General features: G+C 63.4%; 17 protein-coding genes. 7 read left to right on the top strand and 10 right to left on the bottom strand.

Annotated elements, in window-relative coordinates:
• Positions 1–30: 30 nt before the first annotated feature.
• The gene (locus ACFQ6H_RS11955; protein ID WP_378539170.1) at positions 31–1,806 is read right to left on the bottom strand and encodes a DEAD/DEAH box helicase; all 1,776 of its coding nucleotides are present in this window, start codon (positions 1,804–1,806) and stop codon (positions 31–33) included.
• A 102-nt stretch (positions 1,807–1,908) separates the two neighbouring features.
• On the opposite strand from ACFQ6H_RS11955, the gene ACFQ6H_RS11950 reads away from it, so the two are divergent.
• From ACFQ6H_RS11950 to ACFQ6H_RS11935, 4 genes are all read left to right on the top strand, one after another.
• Positions 1,909–2,736 (top strand): carbon-nitrogen hydrolase family protein, encoded by an 828-nt coding sequence (locus ACFQ6H_RS11950; RefSeq protein WP_378646239.1) that lies wholly within the window; start codon positions 1,909–1,911, stop codon positions 2,734–2,736.
• 55 nt (positions 2,737–2,791) lie between these two features.
• Entirely contained in the window at positions 2,792–3,418 is a 627-nt protein-coding gene (locus ACFQ6H_RS11945; RefSeq protein WP_378646237.1) for a phosphoribosyltransferase, read from the top strand.
• Between the two features lie 126 nt (positions 3,419–3,544).
• Positions 3,545–4,243 carry a hypothetical protein gene (locus ACFQ6H_RS11940; RefSeq protein ID WP_058228429.1) on the top strand — a complete coding sequence of 233 codons (699 nt, stop codon included), beginning with the start codon at positions 3,545–3,547 and terminating at the stop codon, positions 4,241–4,243.
• A 139-nt stretch (positions 4,244–4,382) separates the two neighbouring features.
• On the top strand, positions 4,383–6,170 hold the full coding sequence (locus ACFQ6H_RS11935; protein WP_378449081.1) for an AMP-dependent synthetase/ligase: 1,788 nt from the start codon (positions 4,383–4,385) through the stop codon (positions 6,168–6,170).
• 55 nt (positions 6,171–6,225) lie between these two features.
• On the opposite strand, the gene ACFQ6H_RS11930 is transcribed toward ACFQ6H_RS11935, so the two are convergent.
• From ACFQ6H_RS11930 to ACFQ6H_RS11920, 3 genes are all read right to left on the bottom strand, one after another.
• Positions 6,226–7,230, bottom strand: coding sequence for an NAD-dependent epimerase/dehydratase family protein (locus tag ACFQ6H_RS11930; protein WP_378646235.1), 1,005 nt, complete (start codon positions 7,228–7,230; stop codon positions 6,226–6,228).
• 85 nt (positions 7,231–7,315) lie between these two features.
• On the bottom strand, positions 7,316–8,686 hold the full coding sequence (locus ACFQ6H_RS11925) for an FAD-binding oxidoreductase (protein ID WP_378646233.1): 1,371 nt from the start codon (positions 8,684–8,686) through the stop codon (positions 7,316–7,318).
• On the bottom strand, positions 8,683–9,384 hold the full coding sequence (locus tag ACFQ6H_RS11920) for a FadR/GntR family transcriptional regulator (protein WP_378646231.1): 702 nt from the start codon (positions 9,382–9,384) through the stop codon (positions 8,683–8,685). Before ACFQ6H_RS11920 ends, ACFQ6H_RS11925 begins: the two co-directional genes overlap by 4 nt.
• A 92-nt stretch (positions 9,385–9,476) precedes the next feature.
• Here ACFQ6H_RS11920 and ACFQ6H_RS11915 point away from each other — a divergent pair, with 92 nt between their 5' ends.
• On the top strand, positions 9,477–10,094 hold the full coding sequence (locus tag ACFQ6H_RS11915; protein ID WP_378646229.1) for a cysteine hydrolase family protein: 618 nt from the start codon (positions 9,477–9,479) through the stop codon (positions 10,092–10,094).
• A 5-nt stretch (positions 10,095–10,099) separates the two neighbouring features.
• On the opposite strand, the gene ACFQ6H_RS11910 is transcribed toward ACFQ6H_RS11915, so the two are convergent.
• A complete protein-coding gene (locus ACFQ6H_RS11910; protein ID WP_378646228.1) occupies positions 10,100–10,741 on the bottom strand; it encodes an alpha/beta hydrolase in 642 nt (213 codons plus the stop codon).
• 83 nt (positions 10,742–10,824) lie between these two features.
• Here ACFQ6H_RS11910 and ACFQ6H_RS11905 point away from each other — a divergent pair, with 83 nt between their 5' ends.
• Complete coding sequence (locus tag ACFQ6H_RS11905) at positions 10,825–14,268, top strand: TM0106 family RecB-like putative nuclease (protein WP_378646227.1); 3,444 nt, start codon at positions 10,825–10,827, stop codon at positions 14,266–14,268.
• Positions 14,269–14,297: 29 nt separating this feature from the next.
• Here the strand turns inward: ACFQ6H_RS11905 and ACFQ6H_RS11900 are convergent, their stop codons facing one another.
• Together ACFQ6H_RS11900 and ACFQ6H_RS11895 are read right to left on the bottom strand one after the other, a co-directional pair.
• Positions 14,298–15,473: an amino acid deaminase/aldolase gene (locus ACFQ6H_RS11900; protein ID WP_378646225.1), complete on the bottom strand. Its 1,176-nt coding sequence runs from the start codon at positions 15,471–15,473 to the stop codon at positions 14,298–14,300.
• Positions 15,474–15,543: 70 nt separating this feature from the next.
• Positions 15,544–16,191 (bottom strand): TetR/AcrR family transcriptional regulator, encoded by a 648-nt coding sequence (locus ACFQ6H_RS11895; RefSeq protein ID WP_230817438.1) that lies wholly within the window; start codon positions 16,189–16,191, stop codon positions 15,544–15,546.
• Between the two features lie 78 nt (positions 16,192–16,269).
• On the opposite strand from ACFQ6H_RS11895, the gene ACFQ6H_RS11890 reads away from it, so the two are divergent.
• Positions 16,270–17,583 (top strand): D-arabinono-1,4-lactone oxidase, encoded by a 1,314-nt coding sequence (locus ACFQ6H_RS11890; RefSeq protein ID WP_029255793.1) that lies wholly within the window; start codon positions 16,270–16,272, stop codon positions 17,581–17,583.
• A gap of 48 nt (positions 17,584–17,631) precedes the next feature.
• On the opposite strand, the gene ACFQ6H_RS11885 is transcribed toward ACFQ6H_RS11890, so the two are convergent.
• Genes ACFQ6H_RS11885 through ACFQ6H_RS11875 form a run of 3 tightly spaced genes read right to left on the bottom strand, consistent with a single transcriptional unit; the run spans position 17,632 to position 20,594 of the window.
• The gene (locus ACFQ6H_RS11885; protein ID WP_003945144.1) at positions 17,632–18,597 is read right to left on the bottom strand and encodes an adenosine deaminase; all 966 of its coding nucleotides are present in this window, start codon (positions 18,595–18,597) and stop codon (positions 17,632–17,634) included.
• A gap of 6 nt (positions 18,598–18,603) precedes the next feature.
• Positions 18,604–19,365, bottom strand: a complete 762-nt coding sequence (locus tag ACFQ6H_RS11880; RefSeq protein ID WP_230817435.1) for a crotonase/enoyl-CoA hydratase family protein — start codon at positions 19,363–19,365, stop codon at positions 18,604–18,606.
• Between the two features lie 35 nt (positions 19,366–19,400).
• Positions 19,401–20,594, bottom strand: coding sequence for a class I adenylate-forming enzyme family protein (locus ACFQ6H_RS11875; RefSeq protein ID WP_378646224.1), 1,194 nt, complete (start codon positions 20,592–20,594; stop codon positions 19,401–19,403).
• Between the last annotated feature and the right edge of the window lie 65 nt (positions 20,595–20,659).

Here is a 20,659-nt window from a genome sequence, read left to right as displayed (position 1 = left end):
CCTTTACATCAAGACGTTGAAGGCTGTGCGTCAGTCGTTGTAGCGATCGCGTCCGCCACCGCGGCGGTCGTCACGTCCACCGCGATCATCGCGGCCACCACGGTCGCCACGCCCACTCGGACGTCCCTGCGGCGGGCCGAAATCAGGCTGCAGCTGGATCAGAACGCCGGAGATGCGTGTGCGACGCAGAGCTTCCAGAGTCTCGTTGGAGAGGTCGGCCGGCAACTCGACAATGCTGTGATCCGGGCGAATGCTGATGTGCCCGAAGTCGCTTCGACGAAGCCCGCCCTCATTGGCGATTGCACCGACGATGGCACCCGGCACGACGCGGTGACGCTTGCCGACTGCGATGCGGTACGCGGCCAATTCCTGACCCTCGGGTCCACGCGAGCGAGGAGCCGGGCCGTCGTCGAAACGGCGAGGGGGACGAGGTTCACGGGGCTCACGCTCACGACGCGGCGGTGCCGGCGGCTCGGGAGCGAGCAGGAATGCCTCACCGTCGCGCGACTGCAGCGCCAAGGCGGCAGCGATGTCGATGAGCGGAACGTCATGTTCCTGGTCGTAGTCCTCGATCATCTTGCGGAACATCGCGAGATTCTCCGATGCCAAGCTCTCGGTGATGGAGTCACCGAACTTGGTCACACGCTGGGCGTTGACGTCGTCGACACTGGGAAGCTGCATCTCCGCAAGCGGCTGACGCGTCGCCTTCTCGATGGACTTGAGCAGATGACGCTCACGCGGAGCGACGAACAGCAACGCGTCACCCTGACGACCGGCGCGGCCGGTACGACCGATGCGGTGAACGTACGACTCCGTGTCATGGGGGATGTCGTAGTTGACGACGTGGGAGATTCGATCCACGTCGAGGCCTCGAGCAGCAACGTCGGTCGCGACGAGGATGTCGAGGGCGCCGTTCTTGAGCTGACCGATGGTCCGCTCACGCTGGGCCTGGACGATGTCGCCGTTGATCGCGGCAGCCGAGTGCCCGCGGGCGCGCAGCTTCTCCGCCAGGTCTTCGGTGGCCTGCTTGGTACGGACGAAGATGATCATCGCCTCGAAAGCCTCGACCTCGAGGACTCGGGTCAGTGCATCGAGCTTGCGCTGATGAGCAACCTGAATGTAGCGCTGCGTGATGTTCGAGGCGGTCGACGTCTTGGACTTGACGGTGATCTCGACCGGATTGTTCAGGTATTGCTTCGAGATCCGGCGAATCGAGCCGGGCATCGTTGCCGAGAACAGGGCAACCTGCTTGTCGCCGGGGGTGTCGCGGAGGATGCGCTCGACGTCCTCCTGGAAACCCATCTTGAGCATCTCGTCGGCCTCGTCGAGAACGAGGTACTTGAGATTGGTCAGGTCCAGGGTGCCCTTTTCGAGATGGTCGATGACACGACCCGGGGTACCGACGACGACGTGTGCACCGCGGCGCAGGCCGGACAGCTGGACGCCGTAGCTCTGGCCACCGTAGATCGGCAGGACGTTGAGTCCGGGGATGTGGGCGGAGTACTTGCCGAATGCCTCGGCAACCTGAAGCGCCAGCTCACGCGTGGGAGCAAGCACCAGCGCCTGGGTCTGCTTGATCGACGTGTCGATCCGCGACAGAACGGGAACTGCGAAGGCTGCGGTCTTGCCGGTACCGGTCTGTGCGAGACCGACGACGTCCTTGCCTTCGAGCAGTGGCGGAATGGTGGCAGCCTGAATGGGCGAGGGCGACTCGTAGCCCACGTCTGACAGTGCCTTCAGTACCCGATCATCGATGTCGAGGTCGGCAAATGTTGGGGGTTCGGGGTCACGCTCAATATCACTCATTTGACCAGCAGTTTAGCGGATAGAGTATAGACACGACGACATACCGGGGGTGCATTTACGACAGATCCACCCTCCCAGCGGGTTTCGCCTAGCGTAGGAAGCATGACCGCAGCCACCACAGCCACCACCTCCCAGACCGTTGTCGCGATTGCCCAATTCGCTCCGGGGACGGACAAGAAAGCCAACCTCGAATCACTGCGATCACTGGCTTCCGACGCAGCAGCACGGGGCGCGAAAGTTGTCGTGGCGCCGGAGTACTCGATGTTCACCGCCCCGACGACGGACGAGCGACTGATCGAGTCCGCGGAGGACCTGGACGGCGAATTCGGTTCGGCACTGGCGGCGGTCGCCGCGGAGTTCGGAATCTTCCTCGTGGCAGGAATGAACGAGCGGATCGACGACGTGAGCAGAATCTCCAACACCCTCGTCGCGATGGACCCGAACGGCGAACTGGTGGCGACCTACCGGAAACTGCATCTTTACGACGCTTTCGGTTACCAGGAGTCGGCCGTGATCCGCGCGGGCGAGATCACCGAACCGCAGACTTTCGGGTGCGACGGCCTGACCTTCGGCCTCCAGACCTGCTACGACCTGCGCTTCCCGGAAGTCACCCGACGCATCGTCGACGTCGGCGCGGACGTCTTGCTCCTGCCCGCCCAGTGGGTGCCCGGGCCGCTCAAGGAAGACCACTGGACCACTCTCGTGCGCGCCCGGGCCATCGAGAACACGATGTACATCGCAGCGGCAGATCAGAGCGCGCGCGGCGGCGCGGGTGCCAGCATGATCGTCGACCCGATGGGCGTCGTGATGTGTTCCCTTGGCGAGCAGGTCGGGGTCGCCACCGCACTCGTTTCGGCTGCTCGCATCGCCGAGGTACGCGAGAAGAATCCTGCTCTCGCGCTGCGGAGGTTCACAGTCTCGTCGCGGTGACCTGCAGCGAGTAGCGTCGAACTGGTCGGGGTTCGAGCTTCTCGAGGACAACGCAGTGACCCAGTATCGGGATCGATCTTCCGCCGGCAAATTTCTGGCCGGGCGGCTCGAGACCTTGCGTATCGACAAGCCGGTCGTTCTCGGACTCCCGCGCGGCGGAGTACCCGTCGCAGCCGAGGTTGCTGCAGCGCTGAACGCACCCCTGGACATCGTGGTGGTGCGCAAGCTCGGCAGTCCGTACAACCCGGAACTCGCGATGGGCGCTATCGGCGAGGGCGGGGTGCGAGTCCTCAACCACGACGTCATCGCAGCGGTTCGCGTCTCGAAAAGAGAACTCGCCGCCGTCGAACACGACGAACGACTCGAGTTGGAGCGGCGAGCGCGCCTCCTGCGTGAAGGACGGACCCCGGTTTCCCTCCACGGACGCACCGCGGTGATCGTCGACGACGGAATGGCGACGGGAGCGAGTGCCGCTGTTGCCTGCCGGTGTGCGCGCACCGCGGGTGCTGCCTGCGTGATCGTCGCTGTACCCGTCGCCTCCCCCGAAGCCATGAGAGTGATCGCGTGCTCGGCCGATCGCGTCATCTGCCCCTTCGTTCCTGCCCTGTTGGGCGGCGTCGGTGCTGCATTCGAGGACTTTCATCAACTCAGCGACGACGAAGTTCTGACCTTCCTCGCCTGAGCCCTGACTCTTTCTCACCTGAGCGCAGTCCAAGAAAACTATGTGAATTTGTGATGTGTGCAACATTTCGCTCCTCGGTGCCGATAGCCCAAATGGAACAAAAAGAATCAGCTTTCTGGAGGAACCGTGACCATCTCGACCGATACCGTCGACGCCGTCGCAGCTGCGTGCCGTGACCGCCTGGGCGACCCGTCCGCATGGGTTGCGTCAGACGCTTATCGACAGAGCCTCGCCCTGTGCATCATCGAATCCGTGCAGTCCACGTCGGGCCACAGCGAAGTGACCGTCGTCGATCGCTACCTCGCCTACCGGAAAGCCCGCGAAGACAAACCCGTCACGGACGGCGCACGCGAACTCCTCCGCACGTTCGAGGAAGCCGGGAGCTCGGACCAGTGGGCAGGCAAGATCGGCTCGTACAAGCGCCGCTACACGGCGACGGGCGTCCCGATCGAAGCACGTCACATCCAACAGGTCGCCGAGAAACTCCATCACTTGCGGATCAACAGCGTCGAGGACCTGCTGTCCGCTGCTGATTCCGACAACGCTCTCGATGCCGTTCACCACGCCTGGGTCGACGCCTGCGGCGACGGTTCCGAAGTGACCTGGGCGCACCTGTTGATGTTGGCCGGAATCCCCCACACCGATCTGGGCACCGCCGCCGACACCTTCATCAGCGCAACACTCGGCACCACCGAACTGCCGGGAGACACCTCGGAGATCCTTGCAGCTACTGCAGAGCAACTCGGCGTGGATCCGGACCGATTGGACTACGCGATTCGCCGCTGGTTGTCCGTGCACGGCCGCACGCTCCAACACGTCGCCTGAGTACCTGTAAACAGCCGGTCACACTAAACTGCAGGTCAGCGCCCGACCAGTTCTACCGAATAGTAACGACAGTGCAAAATGACGACTAATGTGATGCAATGCACATCAGAAATGTCAGTAGTCACTGGAGGGGTCAATAGTGCGCGAGTTCTCAGTTCCACAGTCGTTCTCAATTCCGGAGAACGTTTCAATGGCCGACTCCGTGTTCCGTCATGCCGAAGAAGACCCCACCTTCGTGCCGTTCAAGCGGCCGTCGAACGGTGGATGGGTCGACGTCACCGCAGCTGAATTCGCGAAGCAGGTCTCCGCAGTCGCCAAGGGCCTGATCGCTTCGGGTGTCGAGCTCGGCGACCGCGTCGCTATCCTGTCCGCGACTCGCTACGAGTGGGTCGTTCTCGACTACGCCATCTGGACAGCCGGCGGATGCACCGTCGCGATCTACGAGACCTCCTCCCCTGATCAGGCACAGTGGATCCTCGAGGATTCCGCGACGACGCTTCTGGTCGTCGAAACGGCCAAGCACGCGGAGACCCACAAGGAAGTCACCGACGGCGCAGAAGCCCTACGCGAAGTCCTGGTCATCGAGTCGGGTGCGATCGACGAGTTGTCCAGCCGCGGTTCCGCAATCACCGACGAAGAACTGCACACTCGTCGTCACCAGGTCACCGCAGCCTCGCCCGCGACCCTGATCTACACCTCCGGAACCACCGGACGCCCCAAGGGTGTCCAGCTGACGCACTCCAACTTCTACGCCGAGTCCAACGCCTGCCGCCTGGCGATGCCGGAGTCGATGGTCCCCGGCAAGAAAACGCTGATGTTCCTGCCGCTCGCCCACGTGTTCGCGCGAGCGATCTCGTTCGGCGCATTCGACGCCAAGGTCACCGTCGCCCACACGTCGGATCTGACGACGCTCCTCGAGCAGTTCGCCGGCTTCAAGCCCAACTTCATCCTGTCGGTGCCCCGCGTGTTCGAGAAGGTCTACAACTCGGCTCGCCAGAAAGCCGTCGACGGCGGCAAGGGCAGCATCTTCGACAAGGCTGCGGCGACAGCCATCGAATACAGCGAATCCCTCGAAAAGGGTGGCCCCGGACTGGCACTCAAGCTCAAGCACGCGGTATTCGACAAGCTCGTCTACTCGAAGCTACGCGCAGCACTGGGCGGCGAGTGCGAGCGTGCGGTCTCCGGCGGCGCAGCTCTCGGTGCGCGCCTCGGCCACTACTTCCGCGGCGTCGGCATCCCGATCTACGAGGGCTACGGACTCACCGAGACCAGCGCCGCAATCACCGTCAACACCTCGAGCGCGCAGCGCGTCGGCACCGTCGGCAAGCCGATCAACGGCCACGCCGCCCGGATCGCCGAAGACGGCGAACTCCTCCTGCAGGGCCCGGTCGTGTTCGCCGGCTACTGGCACAACGAGAAGGCCACTGCCGAATCCATCGTCGACGGCTGGTTCCACACCGGCGACCTCGGATCGATCGACAACGAGGGTTACGTCTCGATCACCGGCCGCAAGAAGGAAATCATCGTCACCGCCGGCGGTAAGAACGTCGCACCGGCAGGCCTCGAGGATTCCCTGCGTGCGCACGCTCTGATCAGCCAGTGCCTCGTGGTCGGTGACGGTCAGCCGTTCATCGGTGCACTGATCACCCTCGATCCGGAAACACTGCCCGGTTGGGTCGAGCGCAACGGCCTGCCCGCAAACACCGCGATTGCCGATCTGGTGAAGAACGCCGATCTGATCGCCGAGATCGACTCAGCCGTTGCCGACGCCAACAAGAAGGTCTCCAACCCCGAGCAGATCAAGAAGTACACGATCCTAGAGGTCGACTTCACGCAGGAGACCGGCGAATTGACGCCGACGCTCAAGCTCAAGCGCAACATCATTCACGAAGCTCACAAGACCAAGATCAGCGACTTGTACGCCTGATCCTCGTCTTTCAAGCGTCTGGCCCGGTTCGAATGCGAACCGGGCCAGACGCGTTTCAGTCTCCGGCGGAAAGAAGTTCTCTTTCGATCTCCGGAGGCAATCCGTGCACCGCACGATCCTCCCGCTGGGCCGGCAGAGTTTCCTGTTGCATCCACGCCCAGGTATCTCGCACGGTGTCTTCGACCGGACGGCATCGCAGCCCCGCCTGCCCTGCGTGCCCTGCTTGTGCCGCCTTGGCGGTGTCGGCTTCGAGGAAGCCTGCGAACTCACCCTCTTGCGGCACCCAACACGGAAGTTGTGTCCACGGCTGCGCTCCAGCGGCCGCCAGTCTGTCCTCGTCGATCCACACCAATTCCGCGCCCGAACCGGTGGTGTCCACGCACGCCTGAAGGAGCCCGGAGGTTGTGGTGTGCCCGGACGGGCTGATGACGTCATATGCCCCGCCGATCCCTGCGGCCAGTCCGGACAGGACAAAGGATGCGATGTCACGGACATCGACGTATTGAAGTGGCCTGGTCGGCACCCCGGGAGCAACGACGCGGCCTCCTGCGCCGATGCGCCGCAGCCACCACGGCAATCGCCCGATGTCCTCGTGTGGTCCGAGGATCAGCCCTGCCCTCGCGAGCAGTGCATTCGGGAAGAATTCCAGGACAGCGAGTTCGGCGCCGCGTTTGGCGGACGCGTAATCGCTGCCGTCGTCAGACGTCGCGGAAGCGGCAACCACAGGTGAGCTCTCGTCGACGTGCAAGCCCCACTGGTAGACGGATCCGCTGGAAATGTATGCGTACCGTTCGACGTGACCGCGCAAGACGCGTGCATTCTCACCGACCACCCGGGGGCTACCCGACCACGTGTCGACGACGAAGTCCCATCGACGGTCATCGAGTGCCTCGGCCATCGCTCGCTGATCGGTGCGATCAGCGAACAGGACCTCCGCCGTAGGCGGTGGCGCTCCGGTGAGCCCCCGATGGAGCACTGTCACTTCCCAGCCCCGTGCCAGAGCGTCGTCGACGAGGGCGCGGCCGAGGAACCGTGTTCCTCCGAGCATCAACAGCTTCATGACGGCCATCGTCACTCGAAAAGCGTCGTGCGGCAACACGTTCGTCTGGTAGCGCAATTTACGATGAGCACGACAGACGAAACGATCAGATGCCTCGTCCGGGATTGAGAATGTTCTTCGGATCGAATGCGGCCTTCACTGCGAGCATCATCTCGCGTTCGGTCTGACCGACCATGTCTGCCATGTACGGCGCTTTGAGCACGCCGATACCGTGTTCACCGCTGATCGTTCCGCCCAACGCCAGCGCCCCGGCGACGATGTCGTCGAACGCTCCACGCGCACGATTCTGCACTCCGGCTTGGGCGGCGTCGAACACGATGGTCGGGTGGAGATTTCCGTCGGCGGCATGACCGAAGGTTCCGATCGTGACACCGTGACGCTCGGCCGCCTCACGAATGCACCCCAGCATCGACGGCAACGCGGGCACGGGCACCGCGACATCGTCGAGGAGCACCGTGCCCATCGCCTCGAGAGCGGGTAATGCCATCCGCCGAGCCGCGGTGAACTCGTCACCTTCCACCGGATCGTCGGTGTGGAAAACCTCTCGCGCCCCGACGCTTTCGCACGCTGCGGCACAGTCCGCAGCTTCGGCGGCAGCTGACCTACCGTCGCACTGGATGAGCAGCATCGCCCCGGCCGACTCGTCCAGCCCCATCTTCGTCAGGCGGTTGACCGCGCCGATGGTGACGTCGTCCATCAACTCCATCTGACACGGTTCGGCCACTGCCGACACGGCGAGGACCGCATCGATCGCGGACTCCGCGGAATCGAAAAATGCAACGACGGTGGTCGCTGCAGTGGGCGCCGTTCGCAATCGCATCGTGGCTTCGACGATGACGGCCAATGTGCCCTCAGACCCCACGAGCAGATGTGTCAGGTCCAACCCCGCGACATTTTTGCGCGTCCGCGCACCGGTACGGATCAGACGCCCATCCGCCAGTACCGCCGTCAGGGCCGCGACGTGATCGCCGGTGACACCGTACTTTGCGCAACAGATGCCGCCCGCATTTGTCGCCAGGTTGCCGCCGATACTCGAGATCGCCCGGCTTCCGGGATCAGGAACGTACCAAAGGCCCTGCTGTGCAGCAGCTTCGGCGAGGTCGCCGTTGATCACTCCGGGCTCCACCGTGGCGGTGCGCGCGGCGGGATCGATCTCCAGAATGCGATCCATGCCCGCGACGCTCAGAACGATGCATCCGTCGAGCGCGTTGGCGGCGCCGGCCAACCCGGTTCCCGCCCCTCGCGTCACCACCGGAACGGAGAGTTCGTGGGCCACCGTCATGACGGCGACGACGTCGTCGACCGTCTGCGCTTTGACCAGTGCAGCAGGCTTTCCCGCCGCAGTGAGCAGTGATTGATCCCGGACGTACGCGCCCATTCGGTCGGGGTCGGTTGTGGCCCTGTCCCCCAGCACTTTCTGCAAGCGTTCGCCCAACAGATCGATACTCGTGGTCATTCCGTTCGTCCTTCGTAGAATCCGCGCACGTGGCGCTCGACCAAATGGGCAGCCTCGTCGGAGGCGCCGCGCTCGATCGCGTCGGCGATACCCTCGTGTTCTTTCAGCAGTGCACCGAGTGTGGCTTCCGAGTCCTCGCGCGCGTCGAGTTCGCTCAGCAAGTAGCCGGCGATGCTGTCCCGCAGAACCGTCATGACCAACCCGAACGCCTTGTTCCCGCCCGCTCCGGCGAGCGCGACGTGAAAGTCGACGTCTGCGTCGTGGAAGGCGACCGAGTCGTCGGCAAGCGTCGCGACGCGCATCCGCTCGATCGCGTCCCTGGCCTCGCCTGGAACCGCACCGACTGTGCGCAGCGCGGCGGCTTCGAGCAGCACTCGTAATTCGACAAGATCGCCCAGCGGAACTGCACCCACCTGCAACGCCGTACTGAGGGCGGTGGCGGCGGAATCGGCCGTATGCTCGTGCGTCACACGAGGTCTGGCAGTCGACGTAGTGTCCGCGCCAGTCAGCAATCCCTGCGCTTGCAGGACGCGAAGTGCCTCACGGACCGTCGATCGACCCACCGAGAACGTCTGTGCAAGTTCCTGTTCGGTCGGCAATGCCTCACCGACGGGAAGCGAGCCGTCGAGAATGGCAGCGCGGATTCTTCCCGACACGGCAAGGCTGAGCGGCATGCGCGACAACGGAGTCGTATCCATGCCGCGACGCTACCACCCCTTGCCTGCTTGTCTGACAAACTGTTTAATTGAGAAGATTCGTGACCCGGACCACAACAGAGAAGGTGCCGACCATGACCGACAAGCTCGAATTGGACCCCGCAACCACCGCCGTCGTGCTCATCGAGTACCAGAACGACTTCACCACCGAAGGCGGCGTCCTCCACGAGGCCGTCGCACCTGTCATGGAATCGAACGGACTCCTCGCGAAGACCGCCGCACTGGTCGATGCGGCCCGCGCGGCGGGTGTCACCGTGATGCACGCACCGATCACCTTCGCCGAGGGGTACAACGAAATCACCTCGCATCCGTACGGAATCCTCAAGGGCGTCGTCGACGGCAAAGCTTTCGTGAAGGGCTCGTGGGGCGCCGCGATCGTCGACGACCTCACCCCGAAGGACGGCGACATCGTCATCGAGGGCAAGCGTGGACTCGACACATTTGCCAGCACCAACCTCGATTTCATTCTGCGCAGCAAGGGAATTCGCACGATCATTCTCGGCGGTTTCCTGACCAACTGCTGCGTCGAATCGACCATGCGCACCGGATACGAGAACGGCTACCGGGTCATCACTCTCACCGATTGTGTAGCCGGAACTTCGGTCGCCGAACACGAGAACGCGATCACTTACGACTATCCGATGTTCTCGCATCCCGTCACGTCGAAAGAGGTGCTTGACGCGCTCTCCTGAGAGGCCTATCTGGAATGCGCGAGAAGGAAGTCACGGCTGACGTTGGTGACGCTGGCGTGAACCTTCTCGTGCAACAGGTCGTGACCGGCGTCCTCGAACTCGCGCATCTCGACGTTGCGCAGCGTCCGCGCCCAGTCCCGGACGGGATCGACCGGGGCGATCCGGTCGTCGGTACCGTGAACGACCAGGACTGGGATGCCCGCGTCGGAGAGTTCCGCCCACCCGTGTTGCTCGACCGCACTGCGCGGGATGCCGCACAGCACCGCGGAGGCAAAATCGTGATCGCGATGAGCCAGCATCGTCAGCGCCGTCACCGCACCCAAGGAATGGCCCATCACCGCCTGCGGGACTTCGGGCAGTTCCGCCAGAGCGATGTCAGCGAGCGCGGCTGCGTCGGCAGCAAGATCCGACAGCGGAGCGCCTACCCCCGGGTCCCCCTCCGACAAGCCGTGCCCCGTGTGATCGATCGCCCACACGTCTATCCCCGACGCCGCCATAGCGCCAGCGAAGCGGTGATACTGCCCGCTGTGCTGACCGAGACCGTGCAGAAAGACCAATGACACCGTGGGCACCACACCCCCTGCCGCCGGCCAATGCCGAAAGTGCACCTGACCGGTTCGTCCGTCGAAGAAAGGCATGATCGTCATTCTGCACTCCGCGACCGGTATCCGCGGCGCGTGGGCGATTACTGGTGGGTTGCCTTGTCGGTGAGCGATGGCACAATCGCCCTGTGTTCCTACTCGATGATCAGATCGTCTACAGCGCCAGCGACCTCTCGGCTGCGGCCTCGTGCGAGTTCGCACTGCTGCGGCAACTCGACGCCCGTACCGGTCTGATCGCGGCCGAGGCCGCCGAGGCGGATCCGATGCTCGAGCGAACGTCGAGCCTCGGCGACTCGCACGAGCGCGAACAGCTTCAGAAGTTCATCGATCAACACGGTGACGGCGTCGTCGTCATGCCGCGGCCGGAACACTCACGCGCGGGGTTGACCGCCGCCACCCTGTCCACCGTCGAGGCCGCCCGATCCGGTGCGCCCGTCATCTATCAGGGAACCTTCTTCGACGGCCGATTCCTCGGTTTCTGCGATTTCCTCGTCCGTGAGGGCGACACGTACGCCGTCTACGACAGCAAACTCTCCCGGCATGCCAAGGTGTCGGCGCTCCTCCAACTCGCCGCGTACGCAGACGCGTTGGAGCGCAATGCAATCGCCGCCTCCGATCAGGTTCATCTACTGCTCGGAGACGGCAGCACGTCGTCACACGACATCGGAGACATCGCACCGGTGTTCGCGGCGCGCAGAGCAGAACTCGAACGAGTCCTCGACGAGCACCGCGCCGAGGGAAAACCAACCCAGTGGCTCGACGATCGGTACCTGCGTTGCGGCCGCTGCGACACCTGCAGCGTCGAGGTCGAAAGCCATCGGGACCTCCTACTGGTTGCGGGTGTCCGCGGCAATCAGCGCGAACAACTGATCGTCTCGGGGATCACGACAATCGACGAACTCGCGTCGAGCACTGGCGCAGTTGAGGGAATCCGCCGGGAAACCCTCGACAAACTCCGTGCGCAGGCAGCCGTTCAACTACGCCAGGAACAATCCGGCGACGCCGAATTCGAGGTCTACGAGCCCTCGGCGCTCGGCGGTCTACCCGTCCCCGACGACGGCGACATCTTCTTCGACTTCGAGGGCGATCCACTCTGGGCCGAGGACGGATCCACCGACTGGGGGTTGGAGTACCTGTTCGGCGTGGTCGAAGGGCCGGCGGACGACTACGTGTTCAAGCCGTTCTGGGCACACGACCGCGAGGGTGAGCGCCAAGCGCTCCTCGACTTTCTCGACTACGTCACCGCGCGGCGTGAAGCCCACCCCGGCATGCACATCTATCACTACGCCGCGTACGAGAAATCGGCGCTGTTGCGCTTGGCCGCACGTCACGGTGTCGGCGAGCAGACAGTGGACACGCTGCTCAGCGAGAACGTGCTCGTCGACCTGTATCCGATCGTCCGCGCGTGCCTGCGGATCGGACAACGCTCGTACAGCATCAAGAAACTCGAGCCGCTCTACATGGGTGAGCACGGCCGCGACGGTGACGTGACCAACGCCGCCGCCTCGGTCGTCGCTTATGCCGACTACTGCGAATTGCGCGACGGCGGACAAGCCGACCAGGCCAGGGATCTTCTTCAGGGCATCTCCGACTACAACGAGTACGACTGCGAATCCACTCTCCGCCTGCGTGATTGGCTCGCCGAGCGCGCCGCAGAACATGGTGTCGAACTTCGTGAGCCGACCGGACAGATCAAGATTCCACTCGAAGAACTCACCGAATCGGAAATCGCACTCCGCGACTTCGCAGGCCACAAGGCCGGTTCGACACGCACCCCCGATCAGCAGGCTGCTGCTCTATTGGCCGCAGCAGTCGGTTACCACAATCGCGAGCGGAAGCCGTACTGGTGGGCCCACTTCGACCGATTGGTCACACCGATCGAAGACCTCGTGGACATCCGCGACGTCATGGTGGTCGAGCAGTCCGAAATCGAAGCGGACTGGCACAAGAGCACCCCGCGGCAGAAGAAGTTTCGTCGCCACATCCAGTTGACCGGAAGTTTCGGCACCGGAACGTCTTTGAGCCCGGGCAGTGATCTTTTCGCGCTCTACGCAACCCCCTCCCCGGATGCAGTTGCAAGCGAGAACCCCACCCAGCGCGGCACCAGCAGCGTCAAGGTCACCGCCGTCGTCAAGTCCGAAGGGCTCGACGTAGTCACAGTGGAAGAACTGCTCAGCGGTGACGAATACATCGATTCCCCGGTCGCGTTGGCACCTGGTCGTCCGATTCCCACCGGACGCATGGAGAAGTCCATCGCCGCTGCCGCGTCCGGCGCCAGCGAGAGCCTGCCCGAACTGCCACACATCGCGGCAGTCGACATTCTCAGGCGCAACACCCCGAGAACCCTCTCGGGTTCACCGCTGCCACCTGTCGGCGCCGACAACAACTACGCCGACGCCATCACCGCCGCACTTCTCGACCTCGACGATTCCTACGTGGCGGTGCAAGGTCCTCCCGGTACGGGCAAAACCTACACGGGCGCTCGTGTCGTCAAGACACTGATCGAACAACACCATTGGCGAATCGGCGTGGTGGCACAATCACATTCGGTGGTCGAGAACATGCTCGGCGGCATTCTGAAAGCCGGCGTGGACCCCGCACTGGTCGCAAAGAAGGGCAGCCGCAGCAAGACCGCGGAATGGCAGGACATCGCGTCCGAGGAATACGCCGGTTTCATCGCCGAAGCGGAAGGCGTCGGCTGCGTCATCGGCGGCACTGCATGGGACTTCGCGAACACCGATCGTGTTCCCGCCGGCAGTTTGGACTTGCTCGTGGTCGACGAGGCAGGTCAATTCGCGCTGGCCAACACGATTGCCGTCGCGATTTCCGCGCGAAACCTGTTGCTACTGGGCGATCCACAGCAACTGCCGCAGGTCAGCCAAGGCACACACCCCGAACCTGTCGACGAATCGGCACTCGGCTGGCTCGCCGAGGGACACGGTGCACTGCCACCCGAACTCGGCTACTTCCTCGAGAAAACGTGGCGGATGCATCCCGATCTGTGCGCCCCCGTGTCTGCTCTGTCGTACGAGGGCAAACTCCATTCCCAGGAAACCGTCAGTACAGCAAGGAAACTCGACGGACTCGCCGCCGGAGTGCACACCGTGTACGTCGATCACCGCGGCAATTCCACATACTCTCCGGAAGAGTCGCAGGAGATCGTTCGCCAGATCCAGGAACTTCTCGGTACACCGTGGACCGACCCCAGCGAGTTCGAGGGAACCAGGCCGCTGGAGCAGTCGGACATTCTCGTGGTCGCGGCGTACAACGCCCAGGTGGGCACCGTCGAGCGCGATCTCACCGAGGCCGGTCTCACGGAGGTCGAGGTCGGCACCGTCGACAAGTTCCAAGGACGCGAGGCCGCGGTGGCAATCGTGTCGATGGCTGCCTCCGCTGTCGAGGACGTCCCGCGAGGAATGTCGTTCCTGCTGTCGCGGAACCGCCTCAACGTTGCTGTCTCACGCGGCAAGTGGTGCGCGATCATCGTCCGATCGCACGCATTGACGCAGTACATGCCGAGCACGCCCGCGGGATTGGTGGAACTGGGCGCGTTCATGAGGCTGACGAGCTAGCCGAAGTCTGCCTTACCCGAAACACTGCCCTACCCGAAACACTGTCCTTCGCCGCGGTAGGTGGGAACCGAGGTTCGGGTGCCGTCGGCTTCGACCACGTACACGCGGTCGAAACGCTCGCACAACTCGCCGGCCTTCGCGTGCCGGAACCACACCCGGTCGCCGATCGCGATGTTTCCGCCTTCCTTTCCCGTAACAGGGGTCTGAACTTCGCCTGCCCCTTCGTTGCGGAGCAGTTTGAGACCGGCAGGCCAGATCGGCGACGGAACGCGGGTGGCTCCCGCAGGTCCCGACGCGATGTATCCCCCGCCGAACAGGGTCGTCACGGACGGAGTCGGCTTGCGCACCGCCGACAGAGCGAAGAACAGCGCAGGATCGGGCCGGAAGGCGCGGTAGCGGTCGAACAGGGTCGGTACATACAACCCGGAGCCTGCTGTTACCTCGGTCACCACAGGATCGGCCGAGCTGACCTCCAGCGACCCCGTGCCGCCGCTGTTGACGATCTCGAGTGCACCCACGGCATCGGTGACGGCCGCGACCACAGCGCCCCTTCTGGACGCCAATTCGCGCGCAGAGGCTTTCTTGACCCAACCGATCGGAGCACTGGTGTCAGGAAGGCCGGCAATCTGCGCTTCGTAGAACATCACTCCTACGACGGAGAATCCGCGCTGGCGAGCACGCGCCGCGAGTGCGGCGACCGCGGCAGGTTCGCGCAGAGGTGAGCGTCGTACGCCCAGATGGATCGGGCCGATTCGCAGCGACGCGTCGACGTCGAGGCACACCCGGACAGGCGCATCCCCCGTCGACGCCGAACGAATGAGATCCAACTGTGCATCGTCGTCGATCATCAAGGTGATCGATTCGAGAGCGGTGTCGTCGGAAGTGAGATCCGCGATGGCGCCGCGATCGGCGGTCGGGTATCCCATCAGGATGTCCCGTGCGCCCAACCCGACCAGCCACAAAGCCTCGCGCAGTGAGTACGCCATGATTCCGCGGAATCCGCCGGACGCGGTCAGTGTGTCGCCGAGAGTTTCAGCCAGAACCGTCCGACAACGAACCGATTTGCTCGCCACTCGCACCGGCGTTCCACCGGCGCGGCGCACCAGGTCGGCTGCATTACTGCGCAGTGTGGTCAGATCCAGCGCGGCCAGAGGCGGGTCGAGTTCTCGCGTGGCAGCAGTGAGTCGATCGAGGGTCCGGGTCACAGATGATCCAATCGTCGCGGCGTGCGACCAGTCAATCACCAATACTGGACGTATGTCCAGGATGGCACTTCTACTGGGGCGCGATCACTGCTTTGTTGGCAATTACCTGAACCATTTCTCCGAACTCCGCAATAGTCGCGTCGGAGTCACGATCGACCAGCCAACGCAGGACGAGGCCGTCGATAAGTGCAAGGCTCAGGCGCGCAATCGAACTCAATGGCTCGGTCCACACGGTGCCGGAAATTTTGGCGCACTCCTCGAGAAACGAAACCGCAAGCTCGTCCATGATTCGGTACTGCTCGAAAGCAACAGCCCCAGCGCGTTCGGCGCCGAGATTACGACTGCGGAGAGCCTGCGCGGTGATTTCGTAGGTCAACAACTGCCTGTCCGGCGTTGCCTCGATAGTGGGCCACATTCCCGTCAACCCGATATGCAGCAATTCCTTGAGCCCCTGCACGCCACTGAGATCCGGTGCGTGTCGGACCTGCGCAAATGCGTACTGCATCGACGCACTGAGCTGCAGAATGAGCGTCTCACCCATTGCCGCGATCAGCGCTTCCTTGCTCTCGAAGCAGTAATGAACGACGCCGAGCGACACGCCGGCCTCTTCTGCCACCGCCCTTACCGTCACAGAACTGACACCGCGCTGTTCCGCAATGGACAAAGCGGACTCGACCAATTGTGTGCGGCGTTCGTCCGCCGGGAGCCTGTTCAGCATCCAATGATCGTAGAACGCAAATGACAAAATCTTCGCGCAATACTTGCCTGGACGACCGTCCAAGTACATTATTGCGTAATGGCTTCGGACACTTGGCAGAACTGGGCGGGCACTCAAAGCGCCGCGCCGCGTCGCTTTGCGACGCCGACAAATACCCGTGAACTTTCGTCGTTGGTCGCCGAGGCTGCGGCGCGTGGCCAACGTGTGAAGGCCGTCGGCGCAGGCCATTCGTTCACCGGCGTCGCGGTCACCGACGGTATCCTCGTCAGCCTGGACAACCTGAGCGGAATCGATTCGATCACGCCGACCGACGACGGCGCGCTGGTCACTGTTTTTGCAGGCACTCGCCTTCACGCCCTCAACGACGCCCTGTGGCAACGCGGATATGCGATGGCCAATCTCGGCGACATCGACGTCCAGTCACTGGCCGGCGCGACATCCACCGGCACGCACGGAACCGGCGCCCGATTCGGCGGTATCGCCACACAGATTCGCGGAATCGAGATCGTTCTCGCCGACGGATCCGTGGTTACCGCAAGTGCCGACGAAAATGTCGAATTGTTCGAAGCGGGGCGCCTCGGATTGGGTGCAATCGGCATCATTTCGAAGATCACTCTCGCCTGCGTACCGCGATTCACGCTCCGTGCAATCGAGGAACCCGACACGCTGTCTCACATACTGGACACCCTCGAGAGCGATCGTCTGGGCCTGGATCACTTCGAGTTCTACTGGTTTCCGCACACCGACCGTGTGCTCACGAAGAGCAACACCCGACTCCCCGGAGATACCGAACCCGATCCGGTGGGCAAGGTCCGCGCGTTCGTCGACGACGAACTCCTCTCGAACACACTCTTCGAAGGCGTCAATCGCGTCGCGACCCTGGCACCGGCCGCGATCCCGAGAATCAACAACGTGTCGTCTCGACTGCTCGGCGCCCGCGAGTTCACCGATCGCAGCTACCGAGTATTCGCGTCCTCGCGCCGGGTGAAGTTCAAGGAGATGGAATACGCGATTCCCCGCGAACACGTCACCGAGACGCTCCACGAAATCGATCGCTGGATGAAGAAGTCCGGAACGAACGTCGCTTTCCCCGTCGAAGTACGTTTTGCTGCCGCCGACGATCTCTGGCTTTCGACCGCTCACGGACGCGACACCGCCTACATCGCGGTCCACCAGTACCACCGCCGACCTGAAACCGAATACTTCGCCGCAGTGGAAGCCATCGCGCGCGCCGTCGACGGCCGGCCGCATTGGGGAAAAATGCACAACCGGACCGTCGACGACCTGCGTCCTACGTACGATCGACTCGACGATTTTGTCGCCGTTCGAGACAAGTACGACGCGAATCGAGTGTTCGACAACGAATACCTACGTCAGGTGCTCGGCGACTGACGGTCAGTGCCGCAGCAGTTAGTGCCGCAGCAGTTAGTGCCTCAGCAGTTAGTGCCTCAGCAGTTCCGCTTTTCGCGCGTCACTGGCGAACGAGGCTTTGATCGAGTTCCGGGCGAGGGTGTCGCGCTCGGCCTCGGTCAGCCCCAAGGCTCGGCCCAGTTCGGTGAAGTTGTCGTCGACGTATCCCCCGAAGTAGGCCGGGTCGTCGGAGTTGACCGTGACGATCAAACCCATCTCGAGCATCGATCGAAGCGGATGATCCGACAGCGAATCGAACACTCGCAGACGAACGTTCGACAACGGGCAGACCGTCAGTGGAATCTCCTCGTCGACCAGACGCTCGATGAGGGCAGGGTCCTCGAGCGCCCGGACGCCGTGGTCGATGCGCTCGGCGCCGAGAATGTCGAGCGCCTGCCAGATGTACTCGGGCGGTCCCTCCTCACCGGCGTGAGCAACGACGTGCAAGCCCTCGGCACGCGCACGGGCGAACACGTCCTCGAACAGTGAGGGCGGGTTGCCGACCTCGGCGGAGTCGAGTCCGAGTCCGACGATCGGAGCCTGCAAGCGAATGATCTCGGAGAAGATCTCTTCGGCGTCCTTGACCGGCTGATCACGGAGAATGGCGGCGATTGCCGCACTGCTGAGCCCGAACTCGCGCTCACTCGATGCCACCGCATCCATGATCCCGTCCAGGACCTCGGTCAGCGGAACACCGCGGACTACGTGCGCCTGCGGATTGAAGAAGAACTCGGCATGCGCCACTCCAGCGGCTGCGGCCCGACGGAAATACGCCCGCGTCAGGTCGGCAAAATCCTCCGCGGTACGCAGGACGGCCATGTTGGCGAAGTAGAGATCGAGGAACGACTGCAGGTCGGTGAACTCGTACCTCGACTTCAGATCGTCGATGTCCTTGTACGGCAAATCCATTCGATTGCGCTCGGCGAGCCGGTAGATCTGTTCGGGTTCCAACGAACCCTCGATGTGCATGTGCAGTTCTGCGACAGGAGTAGCCATTTCGGTTCAGCGTCCCTTCCAGACCGGGGCACGCTTCTCGGCGAACGCCGTTGCACCCTCGCGTGCATCTTCGGAGGCGAACACCGGCGCCATAACCTGCAACTGCTTCGCGAAAGCTTCGTCGTCGGACCACCCGCCGGCCTTGACGATGATCTCCTTGGTGACGGCAACCGCGAGCGGTCCGTTGCGGGTGATTCGATCTGCCAGGTCGAGTGCGCCTTCGAGCGCCTTGCCCGGCTCGGTCAACGTGTTCACGAAACCGTAGCGGTATGCCTCCTCGGCGGTGAAACTGTCGCCGGTCAGGGCCAGTTCCAGTGCCTTCTGGTACGGAATCCGCTTGGGCAGGCGCAACAATCCGCCGCCACCTGCAACCAGTCCGCGCTTGACCTCCGGGATACCGAACTTCGCTTCGGACGACGCCACCACCAGGTCGGTGGCGAGCACGAGTTCCGTGCCGCCTGCCAACGCGAAGCCCTCGACCGCCGAAATGATCGGCTTACGCGGGGGCCCTTCCGTGAATCCGAGGCCGCGTCCCGGCACGAGTACGTTCTCGCCGGCCACAAATGCCTTCAGATCCATACCGGCACAAAAGTTTCCGCCTGCACCTGTCAGCACCGCCAAGGACAGATCGTCGTCCGCATCGAGCTCTTCGACCGCAGCGGCCAACGCGTGACTGACCGCCGAGTTGATGGCGTTGCGCGCCTCGGGTCGGTTGATGGTGATGATCAGTGTCCGCCCGCGCCGCTCGGTGAGAACCTCGTCCGCCATGATGTCCCTCTCGTTTGTCGACCACACTCGCGTGACTACGCGACGTTGCGTTCGACAATACGGACGAAGCCATCGGGGTCGATCTGCGCGGTGTCGTGAGTGCAGAACCACCCCTGGGTGAACCTCGTCGAGGTCGCTTCCGGCGAATTCCAATACCGACGCGTGACACTCGGCCCGCGGCACAGCAACTCACCGAAACCACCTGGCGCGTCCGGGCCGTACAACGCCACTTCCATTCCACCGAAGGCGATTCCGACGCTGCCGAGGTGTGCGGGTGCCGACTCGGTCGGCAGAATGAGACCGGCCCCACAGGTTTCGGTTTTACCCCAACCGATCACATGTCGAGCGGCCGGGAACATCGTCAGCAGCTTCGCTTCTTGCTCGGCCGTGATCGGCGATCCGCTGCAGTCGATCCACTGCACCGACCTCGAACCGGCACGCGCCGCCGGTCCGAGCGTGAGCAACCGTGGCTCGAGCAAGTCCTCGGGCCGCCCGGTCACGATGTCGACGGTGTGCACACTCTCGCGCCAGAAGTCGCCGGCGAGGACCACCGTTCCGCCGACCACCAGCGTCGCGAGCACGTGCACGAACTGGCGCACAGACTTGAAATCATTGTCCACCAGCAGATTCCGCACACCTTCGACGCCGTAATCGCGCGAGTGCAGAATACCGACGATAGCCGAGAGCACGTTCTCGTTACTCAACTCGACGCCCAGCATCTCGCCCGAAGAATCGGCGGTGTACGCGAGGATCGCCATCTCGTCCGGGGCCGCGCCGTCGTCGATGAACGGAACACCATGTGGGAGTTCCCCATCGAGCACCAGCACCGAGCCACTGTCCGCGATGACGAAGTCCGCTGCGTCGTCACTCAGGTGCACACCGACAGAGACCGGGACACCGCCCGCGAGGATGACGCCGAGGCACGCCTCCATCCACCGCACCCCCGCGGCGACACGAATCGCCACACGATCGCCGATCTCGACGCCTCGCGACTTCAGTCCGCCTGCGACCCGCGATGCCTCGGCCCACAGTTCCGCGAAGGTGACCTGCTCGCCGTCGACCTCCTCGACCGCGATGCGCGAGGAGAACCGATGAACGGCAATATCGAGGAGTTCGGACAGCGACGGGTCCAGTTGGCTGTACCGAAGCACTCCGTCCCCCGCGCGAGTGACGCGGGCGTCGGCGAGGAGCAGATTCGAACACGGGTATTCCACAAGCGTCGACCGCATCGATACCTCCACGTCACTGACGAACCCACCGGCCCTTCGACTATATGACGTGGATCACAGTTCGT

Origin of the sequence: Rhodococcus sp. NPDC056506 (assembly GCF_042794945.1) — a bacterium.
In the GTDB taxonomy this organism is placed as follows: Bacteria; Actinomycetota; Actinomycetes; order Mycobacteriales; family Mycobacteriaceae; genus Rhodococcus_F.
This window is presented reverse-complemented; position numbering and strand designations above follow the sequence as displayed.